Source organism: Rhizobacter sp. P2_H3 (genome assembly GCF_056403355.1).
Genome location: NZ_JBFUFQ010000046.1, coordinates 1 through 15,918 on the forward strand (window position 1 = coordinate 1; position 15,918 = coordinate 15,918).

Here is a 15,918-nt window from a genome sequence, read left to right on the forward strand (position 1 = left end):
GATAGACGAAACCGAGGTGTCGGTTGCGCCACACGCCCTGCTCCGCCGCGTTCATGTGCGAGAAATCGCGGCCCTTCAGCTGCACCGCGCCGCTGGTGGGCGCTTCGAGCCCGCCCATCAGGTGCAGCAGCGTGCTCTTGCCCGAGCCCGACGCGCCGACCACCGCCACCGTCTCGCCGGCGCGCACGCTCAGCGCCACGCCCTGCAGCACGTGCACGTCGAGCCCGCCTTCGCTGAAGCGCTTGTGCAGCGCCTGCGCATCGATCACCAGCTCGCGTGCGTCACTCATAGCGCAGCGCCTCCGCCGGTTGCACGCGGCTCGCGCGCCAGCTCGGGTAGAGCGTCGCAACGAACGACAGCACGAGCGAGATCAGCGTGATCGGCACGATGTCGGCGGCCTGCGGGTCGCTCGGCATGCGGCTGATCAGGTAGATGCTCGACGGCAGGAAGCTGGTGCGCAGCAGGTGCTCGATGAACGGCACGATCACGTCGATGTTCAGCGCGATCAACAGCCCGAAGCCGACGCCCGACAGCGTGCCGATGATGCCGGAGGCCGCGCCCTGCACCATGAAGATGCCCATGATCGAGCGCGGGCTCGCGCCCAGCGTGCGCAGGATCGCGATGTCGGCCTGCTTGTCGGTGACGGTCATCACGAGGGTCGAGACGAGGTTGAAGGCGGCCACCGCGACGATCAGCGTCAGGATGATGAACATCAGCCGCTTCTCGAGCTGCACCGCGGAGAACCAGTTGCGGTTGGTGCGCGTCCAGTCGCTGACGATGAACTGCGGGCCGAAGGCCTGCGACAGCTGCTCGGCGACATCGCGCGCCTGGAACAGATCCTTCAGGCGCAGCTGCACGCCGGTCGGGCCGTCGGTGCGGAACAGCTTGGCGGCATCGTCGACGTGGATCATCGCGAGGCCGCTGTCGTACTCGTAGTGGCCGGCGTTGAAGGTGCCGACCACCGTCATCTGCTTGAGCCGCGGCACCACGCCGGCCGGCGTGACCTGCCCGCCGGGCGCGACGATCGTGATCTTGTCGCCCTCGTGCACGCCGAGCGAACGCGCGAGCTCGATGCCGAGCACGATGCCCCATTCGCCGGGCACGAGCTTCGACAGCGTCTTGTCCTTGATCTCCGCGGCGAGATCGGTGACGGTGGCCTCGTCGTCCGGCGAGATGCCACGGACGATCGCGCCACGCATGTCGTCGCCGCGCGCGATCAGCGCCTGCGCGGCGATGAACGGCGCGGCACCGATCACCTGCGGGTTCCCGCGCGCCTGCTTCGCGGTGAGGTGCCAGTCGGGCAGCGCCTGGCCCTGGCCGTCCATCACCTCGACGTGGGCGACGACCGACAGCATGCGGTCGCGCACTTCCTTCTGGAAGCCGTTCATCACCGACAGCACGATGATCAGCGCCGCGACGCCGAGCGCGATGCCGAGCATCGAGACGCCGGAGATGAAGGAGATGAAGCCGTTGCGACGGCCGGTGCGACCGGCGCGCGTGTAGCGCACGCCGATCTGTAATTCGTAGGGCCAGTTCATAGGTGCGCGGATGCTACCCGGAATGCCCTCCGGATCGCGCCGCTCACAGGCGTTCGATGCGGGCGAAGGCGCTGTGGTTGTGGATCGACTCGAAGTTCTCGACGTCGACCGCGTAGCGTCCGATGCGCTTGTCCCCGTTCAGCCCGAGCGCCACGTCGCGCACCAGGTCCTCGACGAACTTCGGGTTCTCGTAGGCATGCTCGGTGACCCACTTCTCGTCCGCGCGCTTGAGCATCGGCCAGATCTCGCTCGACGCCGCGTTCTCGGCGAAGCGCACCAGCTCGCCCCAAGGCACGTCCTGCAGCAGTTCGGCACGGATCGTCACGTGCGAGCGCTGGTTGTGCGCGCCGTAGTCGGAGATCTCCTTCGAGCACGGGCACAGCGATTTCACCGGCACCAGCACCTGCGACCACACGACCGGCTTGCCGTCGCGCATCTCGGCGACCCAGCTGCCCTGGTAGTCGAGCAGGCTCTCGACGCCCGACACCGGCGCGCGCTTGCGGATGAAGAACGGGAACTTCACCTCGATGCGGCCGTGCGTCGCGTGCAGCTTCTCGAGCATCTCGGCGAAGCGCGCCTTCAGGCCATCGGCGTCCAGCGGTTCGTGCAGCGCATCGAGCCACGCGACGAAGCGCGACATGTGCGTGCCCTTCTGCTCGGCCGGCAGCGCCACGTCGAGCTCCCACTGGCCGATCGTCGGCTGCGCGGTCTTGCCGAATTTCAGCTGCAGCGGATAGCGCACATCCTTCACGCCGACGCGCTGGATCGCCAGGTGGCGCTCGTCGCGCTCGCTCTGCGTGTCGGGAATGTGCAGCGCGTCTTTCAAATTCGTCATGTGATTCATGTCGGACTTCTATCTGTCAACGGCCTGAAGGATGACAGGAATCAATGCGCCCCATGCGCAAAAGGGCTTGAAGACGCCGTTCAAACGGGCTCAGCGATGGGTGGCAGCCGGCCGGACCAGCGCCGGGCGCGCGCCGAAGCGCTTCAGGATCGACTGCTCGATGCCCGCCGCGTCCAGCCCGCAGGCCGCCAGCAGCTTGGCCGGATCGCCATGCTCGACGAAGACATCGGGCAGGCCCAGCTGCAGCACCGGGATCTCGATGCGCTCGGCCTGCAGGGCCTCGAGCACCGCGCTGCCGGCGCCGCCCATCAGGCAGCCCTCTTCGACCGTGACGATCGCATCGTGCGTGCGTGCGAGCTCGGCCACCAGCGCGACATCGAGCGGCTTCACGTAGCGCATGTTGGCCACCGTCGCGCCCAGTGCCTCGCCGGCGGCCAGCGCCGGATACAGCAAGGTGCCGAAGGCGAGGATCGCGATGCGCTCGCCGCGGCGGCGCACTTCACCCTTGCCCCAGGGCAGCGAGCTCAGTTCGGGATCGATCGCGATGCCCGCGCCGGCGCCGCGCGGGTAGCGCACCGCGACCGGGTGATCCTGCTCGAACGCGGTGGTGAGCAGCTGGCGGCATTCGCGCTCGTCGGCCGGTGCCAGCACGCTCATGTTCGGCACGCAGCGCAGGAACGCGATGTCGTAGGCGCCGGCATGCGTCGCGCCGTCGCCGCCGACCAGGCCGGCGCGATCGAGCGCGAACACCACCGGCAGGTTCTGGATCGCCACGTCGTGCAGCAATTGGTCGTACGCGCGCTGCAGGAAGGTGGAATAGATCGCGACCACYGGCTTCAGCCCTTCGCAGGCCAGGCCGGCGGCGAACGTCACCGCATGCTGTTCGGCGATGCCGACGTCGTGGTAGCGCTCGGGGAAGCGCTTCTCGAACTCGACCATGCCCGAGCCTTCGCGCATCGCCGGCGTGATGCCGATCAGGCGCTTGTCCTTCTCGGCCATGTCGCACAGCCACTGGCCGAAGATGTTCGTGAAGGTGGGCTTGCTCGGCTTGGCCTTCGGGAATCCCTCGGCCGGGTCGAACTTGCCCGACGCCGCGTGGTACTTGACCGGATCGGCCTCGGCCAGCTTGTAGCCGTAGCCCTTCTTCGTGACGACGTGCAGGAACTGCGGGCCCGGGCGGTCGCGCAGGTTCTCGAGCGTCGGGACCAGCGAATCGAGGTCGTGGCCGTCGATCGGGCCGACGTAGGTGAAGCCGAACTCCTCGAAGATCGTGCCGGGCACGACCATGCCCTTCGCATGCTCCTCGAAGCGGCGCGCCAGCTCGAACAGCGGCGGCGCGTTCTTCAGCACCGATTTCGCGCCCTCGCGCGCGGCGGCGTAGAACTTGCCGCTCATCAGCCGCGCGAGGTACTTGTTCAGCGCGCCGACCGGCGGCGAGATCGACATGTCGTTGTCGTTCAGCACCACCAGCATGTTGGCCTGCGACACGCCGGCGTTGTTCAGCGCCTCGAAGGCCATGCCGGCGGTCATCGCGCCGTCGCCGATGATCGCGACCGAGCGGCGCTCCTCGCCCTTCAGCTTGGCGGCCATCGCCATGCCGAGCGCGGCCGAGATGGAGGTCGACGAGTGCGCGGTGCCGAAGGTGTCGTACTCGCTCTCGTCGCGCCGCGGAAAGCCCGACAGCCCGCCCGCCTGGCGCAGCGTGGGCATGCGCTCGCGCCGGCCGGTGACGATCTTGTGCGGGTAGGTCTGGTGGCCCACGTCCCACACCAGCCGGTCGTGCGGCGTGTTGAACACATGGTGCAGCGCGACGGTGAGCTCCACCGTGCCCAGGTTGGACGACAGGTGCCCGCCGGTCTCGGCGACGCTGTGCAGCAGGAAGTCGCGCAACTCGCTCGACAGCTGCTTGAGCTCGAGGCGCGACAGCCGGCGGATGTCGGCCGGGCTCTGGATGGTGTGCAGCAGGGTGTGGTTCATCGGCGGCTCAGGAATCACGTTCGACCACTTTGTCGGCCAGCATGCCCAGCAGGCCGGTGCTCGGGAGGCCGCTGCGCACCAGCGCCGCATGGGCCTGGTCGCGCAGCTGCGCGGCATGCCGGCGCGCGGGCTCCAGGCCCAGCACGCTGACGTAGGTCGGCTTGTTGTTGTCCATGTCCTTGCCGGCGGTCTTGCCGAGGGTTTCGGAGGCCTGCGTCACGTCGAGGATGTCGTCGACCACCTGGAAAGCGAGGCCCAGGGCGTCACCATACTCCGCCAGCGCCTGCCAGGCCACCGGATTCGTGCGCCCGCAGGCCGCGCCCATCAGCACGCTGGCCTGCAGCAGGGCGCCGGTCTTGCGGTGGTGCATGTCGCGCAGCGTGCGCTCGTCGAGCGTGGCGCCGATGCTGGCGAGGTCGATCGCCTGGCCGCCGGCCATCCCGGCGTGGCCGGCCGAGCGCGCCAGCAGCGAACACAGGCGGGCCTGCAGCGCCGGCTCGACGCCCGCGTCGGGCGTCAGCACCTCGAAGGCCAGCGCCTGCATCGCGTCGCCCGCCAGCATCGCCTGCGCCTCGCCGTATTGAACGTGCACCGTCGGCTTGCCGCGGCGCAGCACGTCGTTGTCCATGCAAGGCATGTCGTCGTGGATCAGCGAGTAGGCGTGGATCAGCTCCACCGCACAGGCGGCCCGCAACGCGGCCTCGCACTGGCCGTCGACCGCCCGGGCCGCCGCCAGCACCAGCAGCGGACGCAGCCGCTTGCCGCCGTCGAGCACGCCGTAGCGCATCGTCTGGCCGAGTCCGGCCGGTGCCTCGGCGGGCACCCAGCGCGACAGCGCGGCCTCGACCGATTCCAGCTCGGCGCGCGCCCATTCATCAAATTCGATCAAGCTCATCCCCCGGACCACGGCTTCAGTTGGCCTTCTTCGAGCACCTGCACCTGCTGCTCGACGGCGCTGAGGCGCTCGCGGCAGTAATTGAGCAGATCCGCCCCCCTCTTGTAGCTTTCAAGCAGCTTCTCCAGCGGAAGCTGCCCGCCCTCCATCGCGACGACCAGCCGCTCGAGCTCGGACAGGGCATCTTCATAGCTGGCAGGCGCCGGCGCAGTTGCCGTGCTCGGCACCTCGGTCAGCGCTGCGGCGTCGGCCGTGGCGGAAGGGGTCTTTGGCATGTCATGACACAAAAACAAGCATTGTAGTCAGCCCCTCCCCTGCGATCAGGGCTCCCACGGACGCTTTCGTGGCGTCATCCCCCCAAATGGGGACGTGCGTGCGGCACGGCAGCTACAATCCCGCCCTCGCTGGTTCCAACGCGCCGTGCGCAGCGAGACCTCCCACCCCCGGCAGCGCCCCGTGGTGGCACGTTCACATCGGTTATAGGAGACCCTCGGGATCATGTCCGACCTGAGCCTCGCCCTTCCAGCTCTCGAGCGCCAAAACACCCAACTCCCCGTCTCCGCGTACTTCGACGACGACCTCCATCGCCGCGAGATGGAGCTCATCTTCCAGCATGGGCCCCGCTACCTGGGGCACGAACTCGCGGTTCCCGACATCGGTGACCACTACGCCCTGCCCCAGGAGGGCGAGGGCCGCGCACTGGTGCGCACCGCGCACGGGATCGAGCTCGTCTCCAACGTCTGCCGGCACCGCCAGGCGGTGATGCTGCGCGGGCGCGGCAACACCGGCAGCCACATCGTGTGCCCGCTGCACCGCTGGACCTACGACCTGAAGGGCCAGCTGATCGGTGCGCCGCACTTCCCGGCCGACCCCTGCCTGCACCTGAACCGCTACAAGACGCAGACCTGGAACGGCATGGTCTTCGAGGCCAACGGCCGCGACGTGACCGCCGACCTGGCCGCGCTCGGCCCGCGCGCCGACCTGGATTTCAGCGGCTACGTGCTCGACCGCGTGCACATGCACGAGTGCGACTACAACTGGAAGACCTTCATCGAGGTCTACCTGGAGGACTACCACGTCGGCCCGTTCCACCCGGGGCTGAGCCAGTTCGTCAGCTGCGACGACCTGGCCTGGGAGTTCGGCCGCCACCATTCGGTGCAGACGGTCGGCCCGAAGAACGCGCTCGCGAAGGCCGGCTCCGACACCTACCGCAAGTGGCACGACGCGGTGCTGGCGTTCCGCAGCGGCCGCTTCGACAACCCGGTGCCGGCGCACGGCGCGATCTGGCTCACCTACTACCCGAACGTGATGGTCGAGTGGTATCCGCACGTGCTGGTGGTGTCGACGCTGTACCCGAAGGGGCCGCAGAAGACGCTGAACGTCGTCGAGTTCTTCTACCCGGAAGAGATCGTGGCCTTCGAGCGCGAGTTCGTCGACGCGAACCAGGCGGCCTACCTCGAGACCTGCGTCGAGGATGACGAGATCGCGCTGCGCATGGATGCCGGCCGGCGCGCGCTGCACGAGCGCGGCGACAACGAGGTCGGCCCCTACCAGACGCCGATGGAAGACGGCATGGAGGAGTTCCATGCCTGGTACCGCAAGGCGATGAAATTGGCCGTCTGACGCGGGGCCTTGCGCGCCGGGCGAGAATCGCCCGATGCGCTCCGCCCCCGTCCTGATGATCCTCGCGTCGTTCCTGTTCGCCAGCATGGGGGTGTGCGTGAAGCTCGCCTCCGCCTACTACCCGCCGGGCGAGATCGTCTTCTACCGCGGCCTGACCGGCACGCTGCTGCTGGCGGCGCTCACGCGCTGGCGCGGCGGCACGCTGCGCACCAACGTGCCCTCGATGCACTTCTGGCGCAGCCTGACCGGCGTGTCGGCACTGTGCCTGTGGTTCTACTCGATCAGCAACCTGCCGCTGGCCACGTCGATGACGCTGAACTACATGTCGTCGGTGTGGATGACGCTGTTCCTGATCGGCGGCGCCGCGGTGCTGGGCACCGCCCGCGTCGACGGCCGGCTGATCGCGACGGTGCTGACCGGCTTCATCGGCGTCGGGCTGATCCTGCGCCCGACGATCGCCGAGAACCAGCTGTGGCACGGGCTGATCGGGCTGCTGTCGGGCGTGGTCTCGGCCACCGCCTACCTGCAGGTCTCGGCGCTCGGCAAGGCGGGCGAGCCCGAGTCGCGCATCGTCTTCTACTTCTCGCTCGGCGGCGTGCTGGCCGGCGCGCTCAGCATGCTGTGGACCGGCATGCACGCCCACACCTGGATCGGCGCCGCGCTGCTGCTGGCCGTCGGGCTGCTCGCGACCTCGGCGCAACTGCTGATGACGCGCGCCTACAGCACCGGCAAGACGCTGGTGAATGCGAGCCTGCAGTACCTGGGCATCGCGTTCTCGTTCGCGTACGGCGTGCTGGTCTTCAGCGACCCGGTGACCTGGATGGCGCTGGCCGGCATGGTGCTGATCGTCGGCGCCGGGCTCGCCGCGACGCGGCTGCGCCAGGAATCCCCGCCGCAGCGCGACATCTCCGTCCTGCCCGAAAGCTGAAAGGCCTCCCGATGATCCGACCGCCGCTGATCTCCGCCGCCGAACTGCAACAGGCGCTCGCGCCATCGCAGACGCCGCCGCTGGTGCTCGACTGCAGCTTCGACCTCGCCGATGCGGCGGCGGGCGAGCGCAGCTACCGCGAAGGCCACATTCCCGGCGCGCTGTACGTGAACCTGAACGAGGACCTGTCCGGCCCCAAGACCGGCCGCAACGGCCGCCACCCGCTCGCCGAGCGCGCCGACTACGCGCGCTGGATGGGCCGGGTCGGCATCGTGCCGGGGCGCGAGGTCGTCGTGTACGACCGGCAGGCCGCGATGTACGCGGTGCGCGCCTGGTGGGTGCTGCTGTGGATGGGCCACCGGCAGGTGCGCGTGCTCGATGGCGGGCTCGCCGCGTGGCAGGCCGCCGGCGGAGCGCTGTCGCCGCAGATCGTGCAGCCGGTGCCGGCCGCGCCGTACCCGGATGCGGCGCCGCAGCGGCCGACCATCGACGCGCAGCAGCTGCAGCAGCGCCTGGACGACGTGCTGGTGCTGGACGCCCGTGCGCCGGAGCGCTACCACGGCGAGGTCGAGCCGATCGATGCGGTGGCCGGCCACATCCCCGGCGCGAAGAACCGCTTCTTCAAGGACAACCTGCAGGCAGACGGCCGTTTCAAGCCGGCCGAGCAGTTGCGCGCCGAGTTCGCCGCGGCACTCGGCGGCCGCGCGCCCACCGAGGTCGTGAACCAGTGCGGCTCGGGCGTGACCGCCTGCCACAACCTGCTGGCGATGGAAATCGCCGGCCTGCACGGCGCGGCGCTGTACCCGGGCTCGTGGAGCGAATGGTCATCCGACAGTAGCCGCCCGATGGAGAAATCTCCCCGCTCGTGAGCGGGGTTTGACCGTCATCAAGCTGCGGACTACCGTGCGGGGAACACTGGAGGCGCCAGACGGTCCCACGAGAGTTCCCACTGCAAGGAGATGACCATGTTCCATCGCATCCTGGTCCCGACCGACGGTTCGGACATCACGAAGAAGGCGACTGACACGGCCATTGCGCTGGCCAAGTCGGTCAACGCGCGGGTCTACACGGTGAGTGTCAAGGAGCCGTTCCCGTACAGCGCGATCTCGGAGATGCAGCCGACGCCGCCGCAGGAGTTCTTCGACGCACAGGAACGCATCGCGTCATCGCGGGTCAAGGCGGTGCGCGACGACTGCGTCGCGGTGGGCGTGCCCTGCGAGGCGCACACGCTGGAGGCGCTGCACCCCTGGGAAGCGATCATCGACCACGCCCGCCGCCAGGAGTGCGACCTGATCGTGATGGCCTCGCACGGCCGGCGCGGTGTCAGCGCGCTGCTGCTGGGCAGCGAGACGCAGAAGGTGCTGACGCACAGCAAGGTACCGGTGCTGGTCGTCCGCTAGTCAGTGATGATGGGCGTGGCTGGCGACGAAGATCACGATCGCCAGGCCCACGCCCAGCCACGCCAGCTGGGCCGCGGTGTCCTTCGCCGACAGCCGGTGCTGCAACTGCGGGATCAGGTCGGCCACCGCCACGTAGATGAAGCTGCTCGACGCGACCACCAGCAGGTACGGGAACAGCGCTTCCCACGGCCCGACCACCACGTAGCCGACCACGCCGCCGACCACCGCGGCCATGCCCGACATCGCGTTGTAGAGCAGCGCCTTGCGGCGTGACAGCCCGGCATTCAGCAGCACGATGTAGTCGCCGACTTCCTGCGGGATCTCGTGCGCGATGATCGCCAGCGCCGTGAACATGCCCAGCCGCGTGTCGGTCAGGAAGGCGGCCGCGATGATGATGCCGTCGCAGAAGTTGTGGATGCTGTCGCCGAGCAGCACCGTCCAGCCACCGCGGCCGGCCTGGTGCTTGTCGAACCCGTGGTGGTGGTGGTGCTCGTCGCCTTCATGGTGATGGCCGTGGCGGTACAGCTCCGCCTTCTCGAGCAGGAAGAAGAACAGCAACCCGGCCAGCAGCGTCATGAACAGGCTCTGCGGGCTGGCCTTGCTCTCGAAGGCCTCGGGCAGGATGTTCAGCAGCGCAGTGCCCAGCAGCACGCCGGCCGACAGGCTCACCAGGTGGTGGACGATGCGGCCCAGCACGTTGACCGTCAGGCTGGCAGCGAGCAGCACCGACAGCAGCCCGCCGGCAAAGGTCGCGAGCACGATGTAGAGAAGGGTCATGGGACTCGATCAAACACTCGATCAAACAAAAGCCGCGCGATGTGCGCGGCTTGGGCAAAAGCAGACAGGGCCGTTCAGGCCACGCCGTGCGCCTTGAACCAGTCGAGGCAGCGCCGCCAGCCGTCCTGGGCGGCCTCGGGGCGGTAGCTCGGCCGGTAGTCGGCGTGGAACGCGTGCGGCGCGTCGGGGTAGAGCACGATCTCGGAGGCCCGGGCTGCGGCATTGCCCGCGTCCAAGGCTGATTTCATCTTATCAACCGTGTCAAGCGGGATGCTGGTGTCGGCCGCCCCGTACAGGCCGAGCACCGGGCCGTGCAGCCGGCCGGCGATGTCGACCGGGCGGCGCGGCTGCAGCTCGGTGGCCGGCGTCGCGAGCTTGCCGTACCACGCGACGCCCGCCTTCACCGCCGCGTTGTGCGCATCGAACAGCCAGGTGACGCGCCCGCCCCAGCAGAAGCCGGTGACGCCCAGCCGCGACACGTCGCCGCCCTGCGTCGCGGCCCAGCTGACGGTGGCGTCCAGGTCGTTCAGCACCTGCGCATCGGGCACCTGGCTGATCAGCTCGGAGTGCAGCAGCGCGACATCGGTGTAGGCCTTCGCGTCGCCCTGGCGCACGAACAGCTCGGGCGCGATCGCGAGGTAGCCCTGCTTCGCGAAGCGCCGCGCCACGTCGGCAATGTGCTCGTGCACGCCGAAGATCTCGCTGACCACGACGATCACCGGCAGCCCGGTGCCGCCGGCCGGCATCGCGCAGTACGCGGGCATCGAGAACCCGCCGACCGGGATCTCCACCGGCCCGGCGGCCAGGCCGTGGGCATCGGTGGCGATGGCGTGGGCGGTGATCGGCTGCACCGATGCGGCATAGCCCTGGCCTGCGGTGATGAGCATGGCGATCCCCCTGGACGATGCGTGTGAGTGGGCGCGATTCTATTTTCTCGATGCAGTCCCTGGCCGCGACGAGGTCTGCGAGCAAACCAAGTGAGAATCGCGCGATGACCAGCCGATTCCCCGACCACCTTGCGGCCATCGACATGGGCTCGAACAGTTTCCGCCTGGAGATCGGCGAACTCAGCCCCGGCCGCTACAAGCGCATCGATTACCTGAAGGAGACCGTTCGCCTCGGCGCCGGCCTCGACAAGTCGGGCCTGCTGACCGAAGACGCGACGCTGCGCGGCCTGGCCTGCCTGGGCCGCTTCGCGCAGCGCCTGCGCGGCTATGCGCCGGACCAGGTGCGCGCGGTGGCGACGCAGACGCTGCGCGAGGCGCGCAACCGCGATGCCTTCCTGCTGCGCGCCCAGGAGGTGCTGGGCCATCCGATCGAGGTGATCTCCGGCCGCGAGGAAGCGCGGCTGATCTATGCCGGCGTCGCCCGGTTGCAGCCGTCGGACGAGCCGCGGCTGGTGATCGACATCGGCGGGCGCTCGACCGAGATGATCCTCGGCCAGGGCCGCACACCGCTGCGCGCCGAGTCGTTCCAGGTCGGCAGCGTCAGCCTGTCGATGCGCTACTTCGCCGACGGGCGCTTCAGCGAGGCCGCGTTCCGCGCCGCGCAGGTGGCCGCCGGCGCCGAGCTCGAAGAAGCGCTGTCGCCGTTCGCGCCGCAGCACTGGCGCGAGGCGCTGGGCTCGTCGGGCACGGCCGGCGCGGTGTCGCAGCTGCTGCAGGCGAGCGGCATCACCGACGGCGCGATCACGCCCGACGGCCTGCGCTGGTGCATCGAGCAGTGTCTGAAGGCCGGCCGCATCGACAAGCTGAGCCTGCCCGGGCTGAAGGAAGACCGCCGCGCGGTGATCGCCGGCGGCCTGGCGATCCTGTACACGCTCGCGACGCACTTCGGCATCCAGCTGCTGCAGCCGGCGCGCGGCGCGCTGCGCCAGGGCGTGATCTTCGACCTGGACGAGCGGCTGCATGCCGAATCGCGCGACCGCGAGGGTCACGACATGCGCGATGCCTCGGTGGTGGAGATGCAGCGGCGCTTCGAGGTCGACACCACGCAGGCCTGGCGCGTCGCGAGCGTGGCCGATGCGCTGCATGCGAGCGTGGCGCCCGAGCGCAGCCCGATCCAGGCGCGCGAGCTGCGCTGGGCCTGTGCGCTGCACGAGATGGGCATGATGATCTCGCACCACGACCACCACCGGCACAGCGCCTACGTGCTGGGCAATGTCGATGCGGCGGGCTTCTCGCAATCGCAGCAGCGCCGGCTCGCGGAGCTGGTGCTGGCGCAGCGCGGCGGCCTGCGCAAGGTGGAGCCGCAGCTCGCGAACACCGATTTCGCGGCGCAGGCGCTGTGCCTGCGGCTCGCGATCATCAAGTGCCATGCGCGCGGCCCGGTCGACCCGACCGCGCTGCAGCTGCAGCTGAGCGGCCGGCAGGCCACGCTCGGCTTCAGCGAGGGCTGGGCGCAGACGCACCCGCGCACGCTGTTCCTGCTGAACGAGGAAGTGGAGGCGTGGCAGCGCAGCAACCTGTTGAAGCTGGCGCTGAAGCCGAAGTGATACGCCGGAGTGAACCTGGAGTACAGCCGTGATCAAGACGATCAAGATAAACGGATTCAAGTCCATTCATGACCTCGGCGACAGCGGTCTCGAACTGGGGACCGTCAACTGCTTCATCGGCGCGAACGGGGTCGGCAAGAGCAACATCCTGGAGGCCATCGGTGTCCTCGGTGCGGCCGCGAACGGGACGGTGGATGACGAGGCCTTGTTGCGGCGCGGGGTTCGTGCCGGGCTGCCGCGGCTCTACAAGAGTTCATTTCGCGGCACGCCGGCGCAGCCGCACATCGGCATCGAAGCCGTGTCGGACCAGGGCGCGATGTACCGCGTGTCGCTGCTGAATCCGCTGGAGTCTCCCGAGCCGGCCTGGACGTTCAAGACCGAGCGACTGGAGCAAGACGGGGAAGTCATCGTTTCCGACGGCGTGCGCAACAAGCGCAACCTCAATCCCAAATCGGGGTTGGCGGCACTTCGAATGGTGGACCTGGAGCCTGCCGGGGCCGCAGCTGGTCTGCTTGCCGAGCTTCAGCAGTACGCCATCTACTGCCCGAATACGCCAACGCTGCGAGGGATGGCACCTGATCAACAGACCCGCGAGCCGGTTGGCCTGTCGGGGGGGCGCCTCGCGGAAGCCATCGACGACCTGAGGCAATCGGCACTGGCGGACGAATCCGGGCTGCTGGACGATCTGTTGGGCATGCTGGACTGGGCTTCCGACGTGAGCACCACGCGCAGCACGCAGACATTGCTGTCGCCCTCGGTGCCACGAGCACAGACGGTACTGAAGTTCACCGACCGCTACATGGCTGCAAGCCGCAATGAACTGACAGCCTACGACGCCAGCGAAGGGGCGCTGTATGTCTTGTACTGCGCCGCGTTGTGTCTGGCAGAGCGGGGACCGTCCGTGCTCGCCATCGACAACCTGGATCAGGCGCTGAACCCGCGACTCGTCAAGGCCCTGGTGCAGCGGCTGCACGGCTGGCTGACTCGGCGAGGGTCGCCGCCGCGGCAGCTCTTGTTCACCGCGCACAACCCTGCAGTGCTGGATGGCCTGGATCTCTCCAACGAGAACGTCCGCTTGTTCGCGGTGGGCCGCAACAACCTGGGGCATACCAGCGTGCATCGCATCGAGATGACGCCCGAGCTGGCTGCGCTGAACCAGCAATATCCGCTGTCGCGGCTGTGGCCTATGGGACACCTCGGGGCGGTGCCGGATGTCTGACCTGCGCATCGCGTTGGTGGCGGAAGGCTCGCTGACCGAAAGAGAAATCCTGAAGGCAGCACTGCAGGCCGTTCTGAGTCCGCGCACATTCGAGCTGGTTCAGTTGCAGCCTGAATCGACCCTGCCCAAGCTGGGTGGTGGGTGGGGCGGTGTGCTGAAGTGGTGCAAGGACGTGGCAACTCGACACGCTGGCCCGTTGAACACCGATCCGACATTGAAGAGTTTCGATGCGGTGGTGTTGCACCTGGACGCCGATGTCGCCGGTTTTTCATATGCCGATATGGGGATGGCACCGGCCGACATTGAAGCGCACGGTTGGAAGCCACTGCCTTGCGACAACCCCTGCCCGCCTGCGGCCGCCGCGGCGAGCGCGCTGCATGCCGTGCTGCTGAGCTGGCTCCATCCCGCACAGCCGGGGCTGAACGGCATCGTGTGCCTGCCGGCGATGAGCACCGATGCGTGGGTTGCCGCAGCGACCTTGCCGGCTGGTCATGCGTTGCTGGAGGCAGTCGAATGCCGGGTAGACATCGGGGCACGTCTTCGGCAATTGCCACTCGCGTACCGCTTCCGCAAATCGCGTCCGGATGTGCTGCGTGCAGCGCCGCAGGTCACGGCGAATTGGGCGCAGGTGGCGGAACGCTGCTCGCGAGCGAGACAGTTCGCGAACGACACACTCACGGTCCTCGGCGTTCATTGATCACCCGAAGCGCCCCTGCAGGAACCACCCCTCCCCCTCCGACTGCGCCGACAGCGGCAGCCGCGCGCGGTAGATCCACACCAGCGCGCCATCGGGCAGCTGCGCGATGAAGTAGTCGCGCTCGACCGCGTCGCCATCCCACCAGCCGGCCTCGATGCGTTCCGGCCCGGCCAGCAACTGCAGCAGGTGGCCGTCGAGCATCGGCTGCGACTGCTTCTGCGGCAAGGGCATCGCCAGCGGCAGCAGCCACACCGGCCGCGCCTGGGCGCCAGGCCTGGGCAGTTCGGCGCGGCGCGACGATGGCGGGCCGTCGAGCGCCGCCGCGCACACCCGGCTGGCGCGCTCCGGGCGGTGGTCCTGCACCGGCAGCACGCGCTGCACCCGCTCGCGGCCGAGCCGCGCCTGCAGCCGCTCGAGCAGGCGCGTGAGCCCTTCGTGCTCGCTGCGCGGCGTCGGGAACAGCTCGGCGTTCGGCGGCGGCTGGCGCGCGATGTCGCTGGCGCGCAGCACGAGCTCCAGCGTCGGCGCCGGCAAGGCCAGCTGCGCGAGCCGCTCGCGCAGCAGCGCCATCAGGTGCTTCGCATCGCGCGACGGCTCGGCCAGCGCGATCTCCAGCGTCGTGTGCTGCGGCGTCCGGTCATCGCGCCGCCAGCGCGGCTCGTGCTTCATCTGCAGGCTGAAACGGCGCACGAAGGCATGCTGCGCCGCGAGCCACGCCACCAGCCGCGACAGCAGCACCTGCACGCCGTGCATCACCTGCTCGGTGGTGTCGGCCCGCGCGAACAGCTCGAGCGCGCTGTCGAAACTCGCCGGCAGCGCGATCGACATGCGCGGATCGGGGCGCCGGCCGAGCGCGCCGTCGAGCTCGGTCAGCAGCGCCTCGCCGAAGCGCCGCGCCAGCCCGGCGCGCGGCAGGCTGCGCAGGTCGCCCAGCGTGTTCAGCCCCATGCCCTGCAGCGCCTCCCAGTGCTCGCGGCCCGGGCCGAGCAGCCAGACCGGTGCGGCATCGAGCGCGCGCTGCAGCGCGGCGGCATCGGCGCAATGCAGGCCGTCGGCGACGCGCGCCAGCAGCGCCGAGCCCTGCGCCGTCGGCGTGCTGACGCAGCGCAGTGCATGGCCGAGCGGCTGCAGCGCCTCGCGCAGCCGCTGCAGCAGTGCCTCGAGTCCACCGAAATAGCGCAGGCTGGCCTCGACCTCCAGCAACACGCCCTGCGGCGGGCTGAAGCTGACCGCCGGCGTGAACGCCAGCGCCGCGTGCGCGACGCTCGTGAGCGCCTGCCGGTCACGCAGCGCATCGGCCTGGCCGATCAGCAGCTGCGGCGCAAGCGCCAGCGCAGTCGCCCGCTTCAGCCCCGGCTTGACGCCCAGCGCCTGCGCGCCCGCATTGGCATGGGCGATGCTGTGCGCCTCGACCAGCGCGACGGGCGGCTCGCTGCCACCGCTGCCCGCCGGGAGCGTCGCCAGGAAGGATTCCAGCGACAGCAGCGGCAGGTGAAGACCGATCCAGAGCATCGCGTGCCCATGTG

16 protein-coding genes are annotated in these 15,918 nt (G+C 69.2%); 7 read left to right on the forward strand and 9 right to left on the reverse strand.

All coding sequences use genetic code 11. From position 1 onward, the window contains the following. The 6 genes from AC1D1T_RS11615 to AC1D1T_RS11640 all read right to left on the reverse strand — a co-directional run. On the reverse strand, window positions 1-289 hold a 289-nt coding region (locus AC1D1T_RS11615; protein WP_477991903.1), incomplete at its 3' end, for an ATP-binding cassette domain-containing protein. Further along, on the reverse strand, window positions 282-1,538 hold the full coding sequence (locus AC1D1T_RS11620; RefSeq protein ID WP_477991904.1) for a lipoprotein-releasing ABC transporter permease subunit: 1,257 nt from the start codon (window positions 1,536-1,538) through the stop codon (window positions 282-284). The genes AC1D1T_RS11620 and AC1D1T_RS11615, both read right to left, overlap by 8 nt. Window positions 1,539-1,581: 43 nt before the next feature. After that, a complete protein-coding gene (folE2, locus tag AC1D1T_RS11625) occupies window positions 1,582-2,373 on the reverse strand; it encodes a GTP cyclohydrolase FolE2 (RefSeq protein WP_477825687.1) in 792 nt (263 codons plus the stop codon). A gap of 99 nt (window positions 2,374-2,472) precedes the next feature. Next, complete coding sequence (gene dxs / locus AC1D1T_RS11630; RefSeq protein ID WP_047510065.1) at window positions 2,473-4,359, reverse strand: 1-deoxy-D-xylulose-5-phosphate synthase; 1,887 nt, start codon at window positions 4,357-4,359, stop codon at window positions 2,473-2,475. Between the two features lie 7 nt (window positions 4,360-4,366). After that, window positions 4,367-5,254, reverse strand: a complete 888-nt coding sequence (locus AC1D1T_RS11635; RefSeq protein WP_047510063.1) for a polyprenyl synthetase family protein — start codon at window positions 5,252-5,254, stop codon at window positions 4,367-4,369. After that, complete coding sequence (locus AC1D1T_RS11640; protein WP_477825689.1) at window positions 5,251-5,529, reverse strand: exodeoxyribonuclease VII small subunit; 279 nt, start codon at window positions 5,527-5,529, stop codon at window positions 5,251-5,253. Before AC1D1T_RS11640 ends, AC1D1T_RS11635 begins: the two co-directional genes overlap by 4 nt. A gap of 223 nt (window positions 5,530-5,752) precedes the next feature. Here AC1D1T_RS11640 and AC1D1T_RS11645 point away from each other — a divergent pair, with 223 nt between their 5' ends. The 4 genes from AC1D1T_RS11645 to AC1D1T_RS11660 all read left to right on the forward strand — a co-directional run bounded on the left by AC1D1T_RS11645 (window position 5,753) and on the right by AC1D1T_RS11660 (window position 9,205). Further along, complete coding sequence (locus AC1D1T_RS11645) at window positions 5,753-6,877, forward strand: aromatic ring-hydroxylating oxygenase subunit alpha (RefSeq protein WP_477991905.1); 1,125 nt, start codon at window positions 5,753-5,755, stop codon at window positions 6,875-6,877. Between the two features lie 34 nt (window positions 6,878-6,911). Continuing rightward, window positions 6,912-7,805, forward strand: coding sequence for a DMT family transporter (locus tag AC1D1T_RS11650; RefSeq protein ID WP_465111236.1), 894 nt, complete (start codon window positions 6,912-6,914; stop codon window positions 7,803-7,805). An 11-nt stretch (window positions 7,806-7,816) separates the two neighbouring features. Then, window positions 7,817-8,674, forward strand: coding sequence for a sulfurtransferase (locus tag AC1D1T_RS11655; protein ID WP_477825692.1), 858 nt, complete (start codon window positions 7,817-7,819; stop codon window positions 8,672-8,674). Between the two features lie 96 nt (window positions 8,675-8,770). After that, window positions 8,771-9,205 (forward strand): universal stress protein, encoded by a 435-nt coding sequence (locus AC1D1T_RS11660; protein WP_465111234.1) that lies wholly within the window; start codon window positions 8,771-8,773, stop codon window positions 9,203-9,205. Here AC1D1T_RS11660 and AC1D1T_RS11665 read toward each other — a convergent pair whose 3' ends face one another. Both AC1D1T_RS11665 and AC1D1T_RS11670 read right to left on the reverse strand, forming a co-directional pair. After that, window positions 9,206-9,982, reverse strand: coding sequence for a ZIP family metal transporter (locus tag AC1D1T_RS11665; RefSeq protein WP_047510053.1), 777 nt, complete (start codon window positions 9,980-9,982; stop codon window positions 9,206-9,208). Between the two features lie 74 nt (window positions 9,983-10,056). Further along, window positions 10,057-10,869: a dienelactone hydrolase family protein gene (locus AC1D1T_RS11670; RefSeq protein WP_465111233.1), complete on the reverse strand. Its 813-nt coding sequence runs from the start codon at window positions 10,867-10,869 to the stop codon at window positions 10,057-10,059. Window positions 10,870-10,973: 104 nt separating this feature from the next. Between AC1D1T_RS11670 and ppx the strand changes: the two genes are divergently transcribed. From ppx to AC1D1T_RS11685, 3 genes are read left to right on the forward strand one after another with little or no spacing between them, the layout of a single operon-like run. Further along, window positions 10,974-12,476, forward strand: a complete 1,503-nt coding sequence (ppx, locus tag AC1D1T_RS11675; protein WP_477991906.1) for an exopolyphosphatase — start codon at window positions 10,974-10,976, stop codon at window positions 12,474-12,476. Between the two features lie 28 nt (window positions 12,477-12,504). Further along, window positions 12,505-13,695 (forward strand): AAA family ATPase, encoded by a 1,191-nt coding sequence (locus AC1D1T_RS11680; protein ID WP_465111232.1) that lies wholly within the window; start codon window positions 12,505-12,507, stop codon window positions 13,693-13,695. Next, entirely contained in the window at window positions 13,688-14,392 is a 705-nt protein-coding gene (locus AC1D1T_RS11685) for a hypothetical protein (protein ID WP_477828519.1), read from the forward strand. Before AC1D1T_RS11680 ends, AC1D1T_RS11685 begins: the two co-directional genes overlap by 8 nt. Here AC1D1T_RS11685 and AC1D1T_RS11690 read toward each other — a convergent pair whose 3' ends face one another. Next, entirely contained in the window at window positions 14,393-15,904 is a 1,512-nt protein-coding gene (locus AC1D1T_RS11690; RefSeq protein WP_477991907.1) for a Y-family DNA polymerase, read from the reverse strand. Window positions 15,905-15,918 lie beyond the last annotated feature (14 nt).

What these genes read in the sequence shown, in the direction of transcription:
- AC1D1T_RS11620 (WP_477991904.1), bottom strand. Translation starts at nt 1,538, where the DNA reads ATGAACTGGCCCTACGAATTACAGATCGGCGTGCGCTACACGCGCGCC.
- folE2 (WP_477825687.1), bottom strand. Translation starts at nt 2,373, where the DNA reads ATGACGAATTTGAAAGACGCGCTGCACATTCCCGACACGCAGAGCGAG.
- AC1D1T_RS11635 (WP_047510063.1), bottom strand. Translation starts at nt 5,254, where the DNA reads ATGAGCTTGATCGAATTTGATGAATGGGCGCGCGCCGAGCTGGAATCG.
- AC1D1T_RS11640 (WP_477825689.1), bottom strand. Translation starts at nt 5,529, where the DNA reads ATGCCAAAGACCCCTTCCGCCACGGCCGACGCCGCAGCGCTGACCGAG.
- AC1D1T_RS11645 (WP_477991905.1), top strand. Translation starts at nt 5,753, where the DNA reads ATGTCCGACCTGAGCCTCGCCCTTCCAGCTCTCGAGCGCCAAAACACC.
- AC1D1T_RS11650 (WP_465111236.1), top strand. Translation starts at nt 6,912, where the DNA reads ATGCGCTCCGCCCCCGTCCTGATGATCCTCGCGTCGTTCCTGTTCGCC.
- AC1D1T_RS11655 (WP_477825692.1), top strand. Translation starts at nt 7,817, where the DNA reads ATGATCCGACCGCCGCTGATCTCCGCCGCCGAACTGCAACAGGCGCTC.
- AC1D1T_RS11660 (WP_465111234.1), top strand. Translation starts at nt 8,771, where the DNA reads ATGTTCCATCGCATCCTGGTCCCGACCGACGGTTCGGACATCACGAAG.
- AC1D1T_RS11665 (WP_047510053.1), bottom strand. Translation starts at nt 9,982, where the DNA reads ATGACCCTTCTCTACATCGTGCTCGCGACCTTTGCCGGCGGGCTGCTG.
- AC1D1T_RS11670 (WP_465111233.1), bottom strand. Translation starts at nt 10,869, where the DNA reads ATGCTCATCACCGCAGGCCAGGGCTATGCCGCATCGGTGCAGCCGATC.
- ppx (WP_477991906.1), top strand. Translation starts at nt 10,974, where the DNA reads ATGACCAGCCGATTCCCCGACCACCTTGCGGCCATCGACATGGGCTCG.
- AC1D1T_RS11685 (WP_477828519.1), top strand. Translation starts at nt 13,688, where the DNA reads ATGTCTGACCTGCGCATCGCGTTGGTGGCGGAAGGCTCGCTGACCGAA.
- AC1D1T_RS11690 (WP_477991907.1), bottom strand. Translation starts at nt 15,904, where the DNA reads ATGCTCTGGATCGGTCTTCACCTGCCGCTGCTGTCGCTGGAATCCTTC.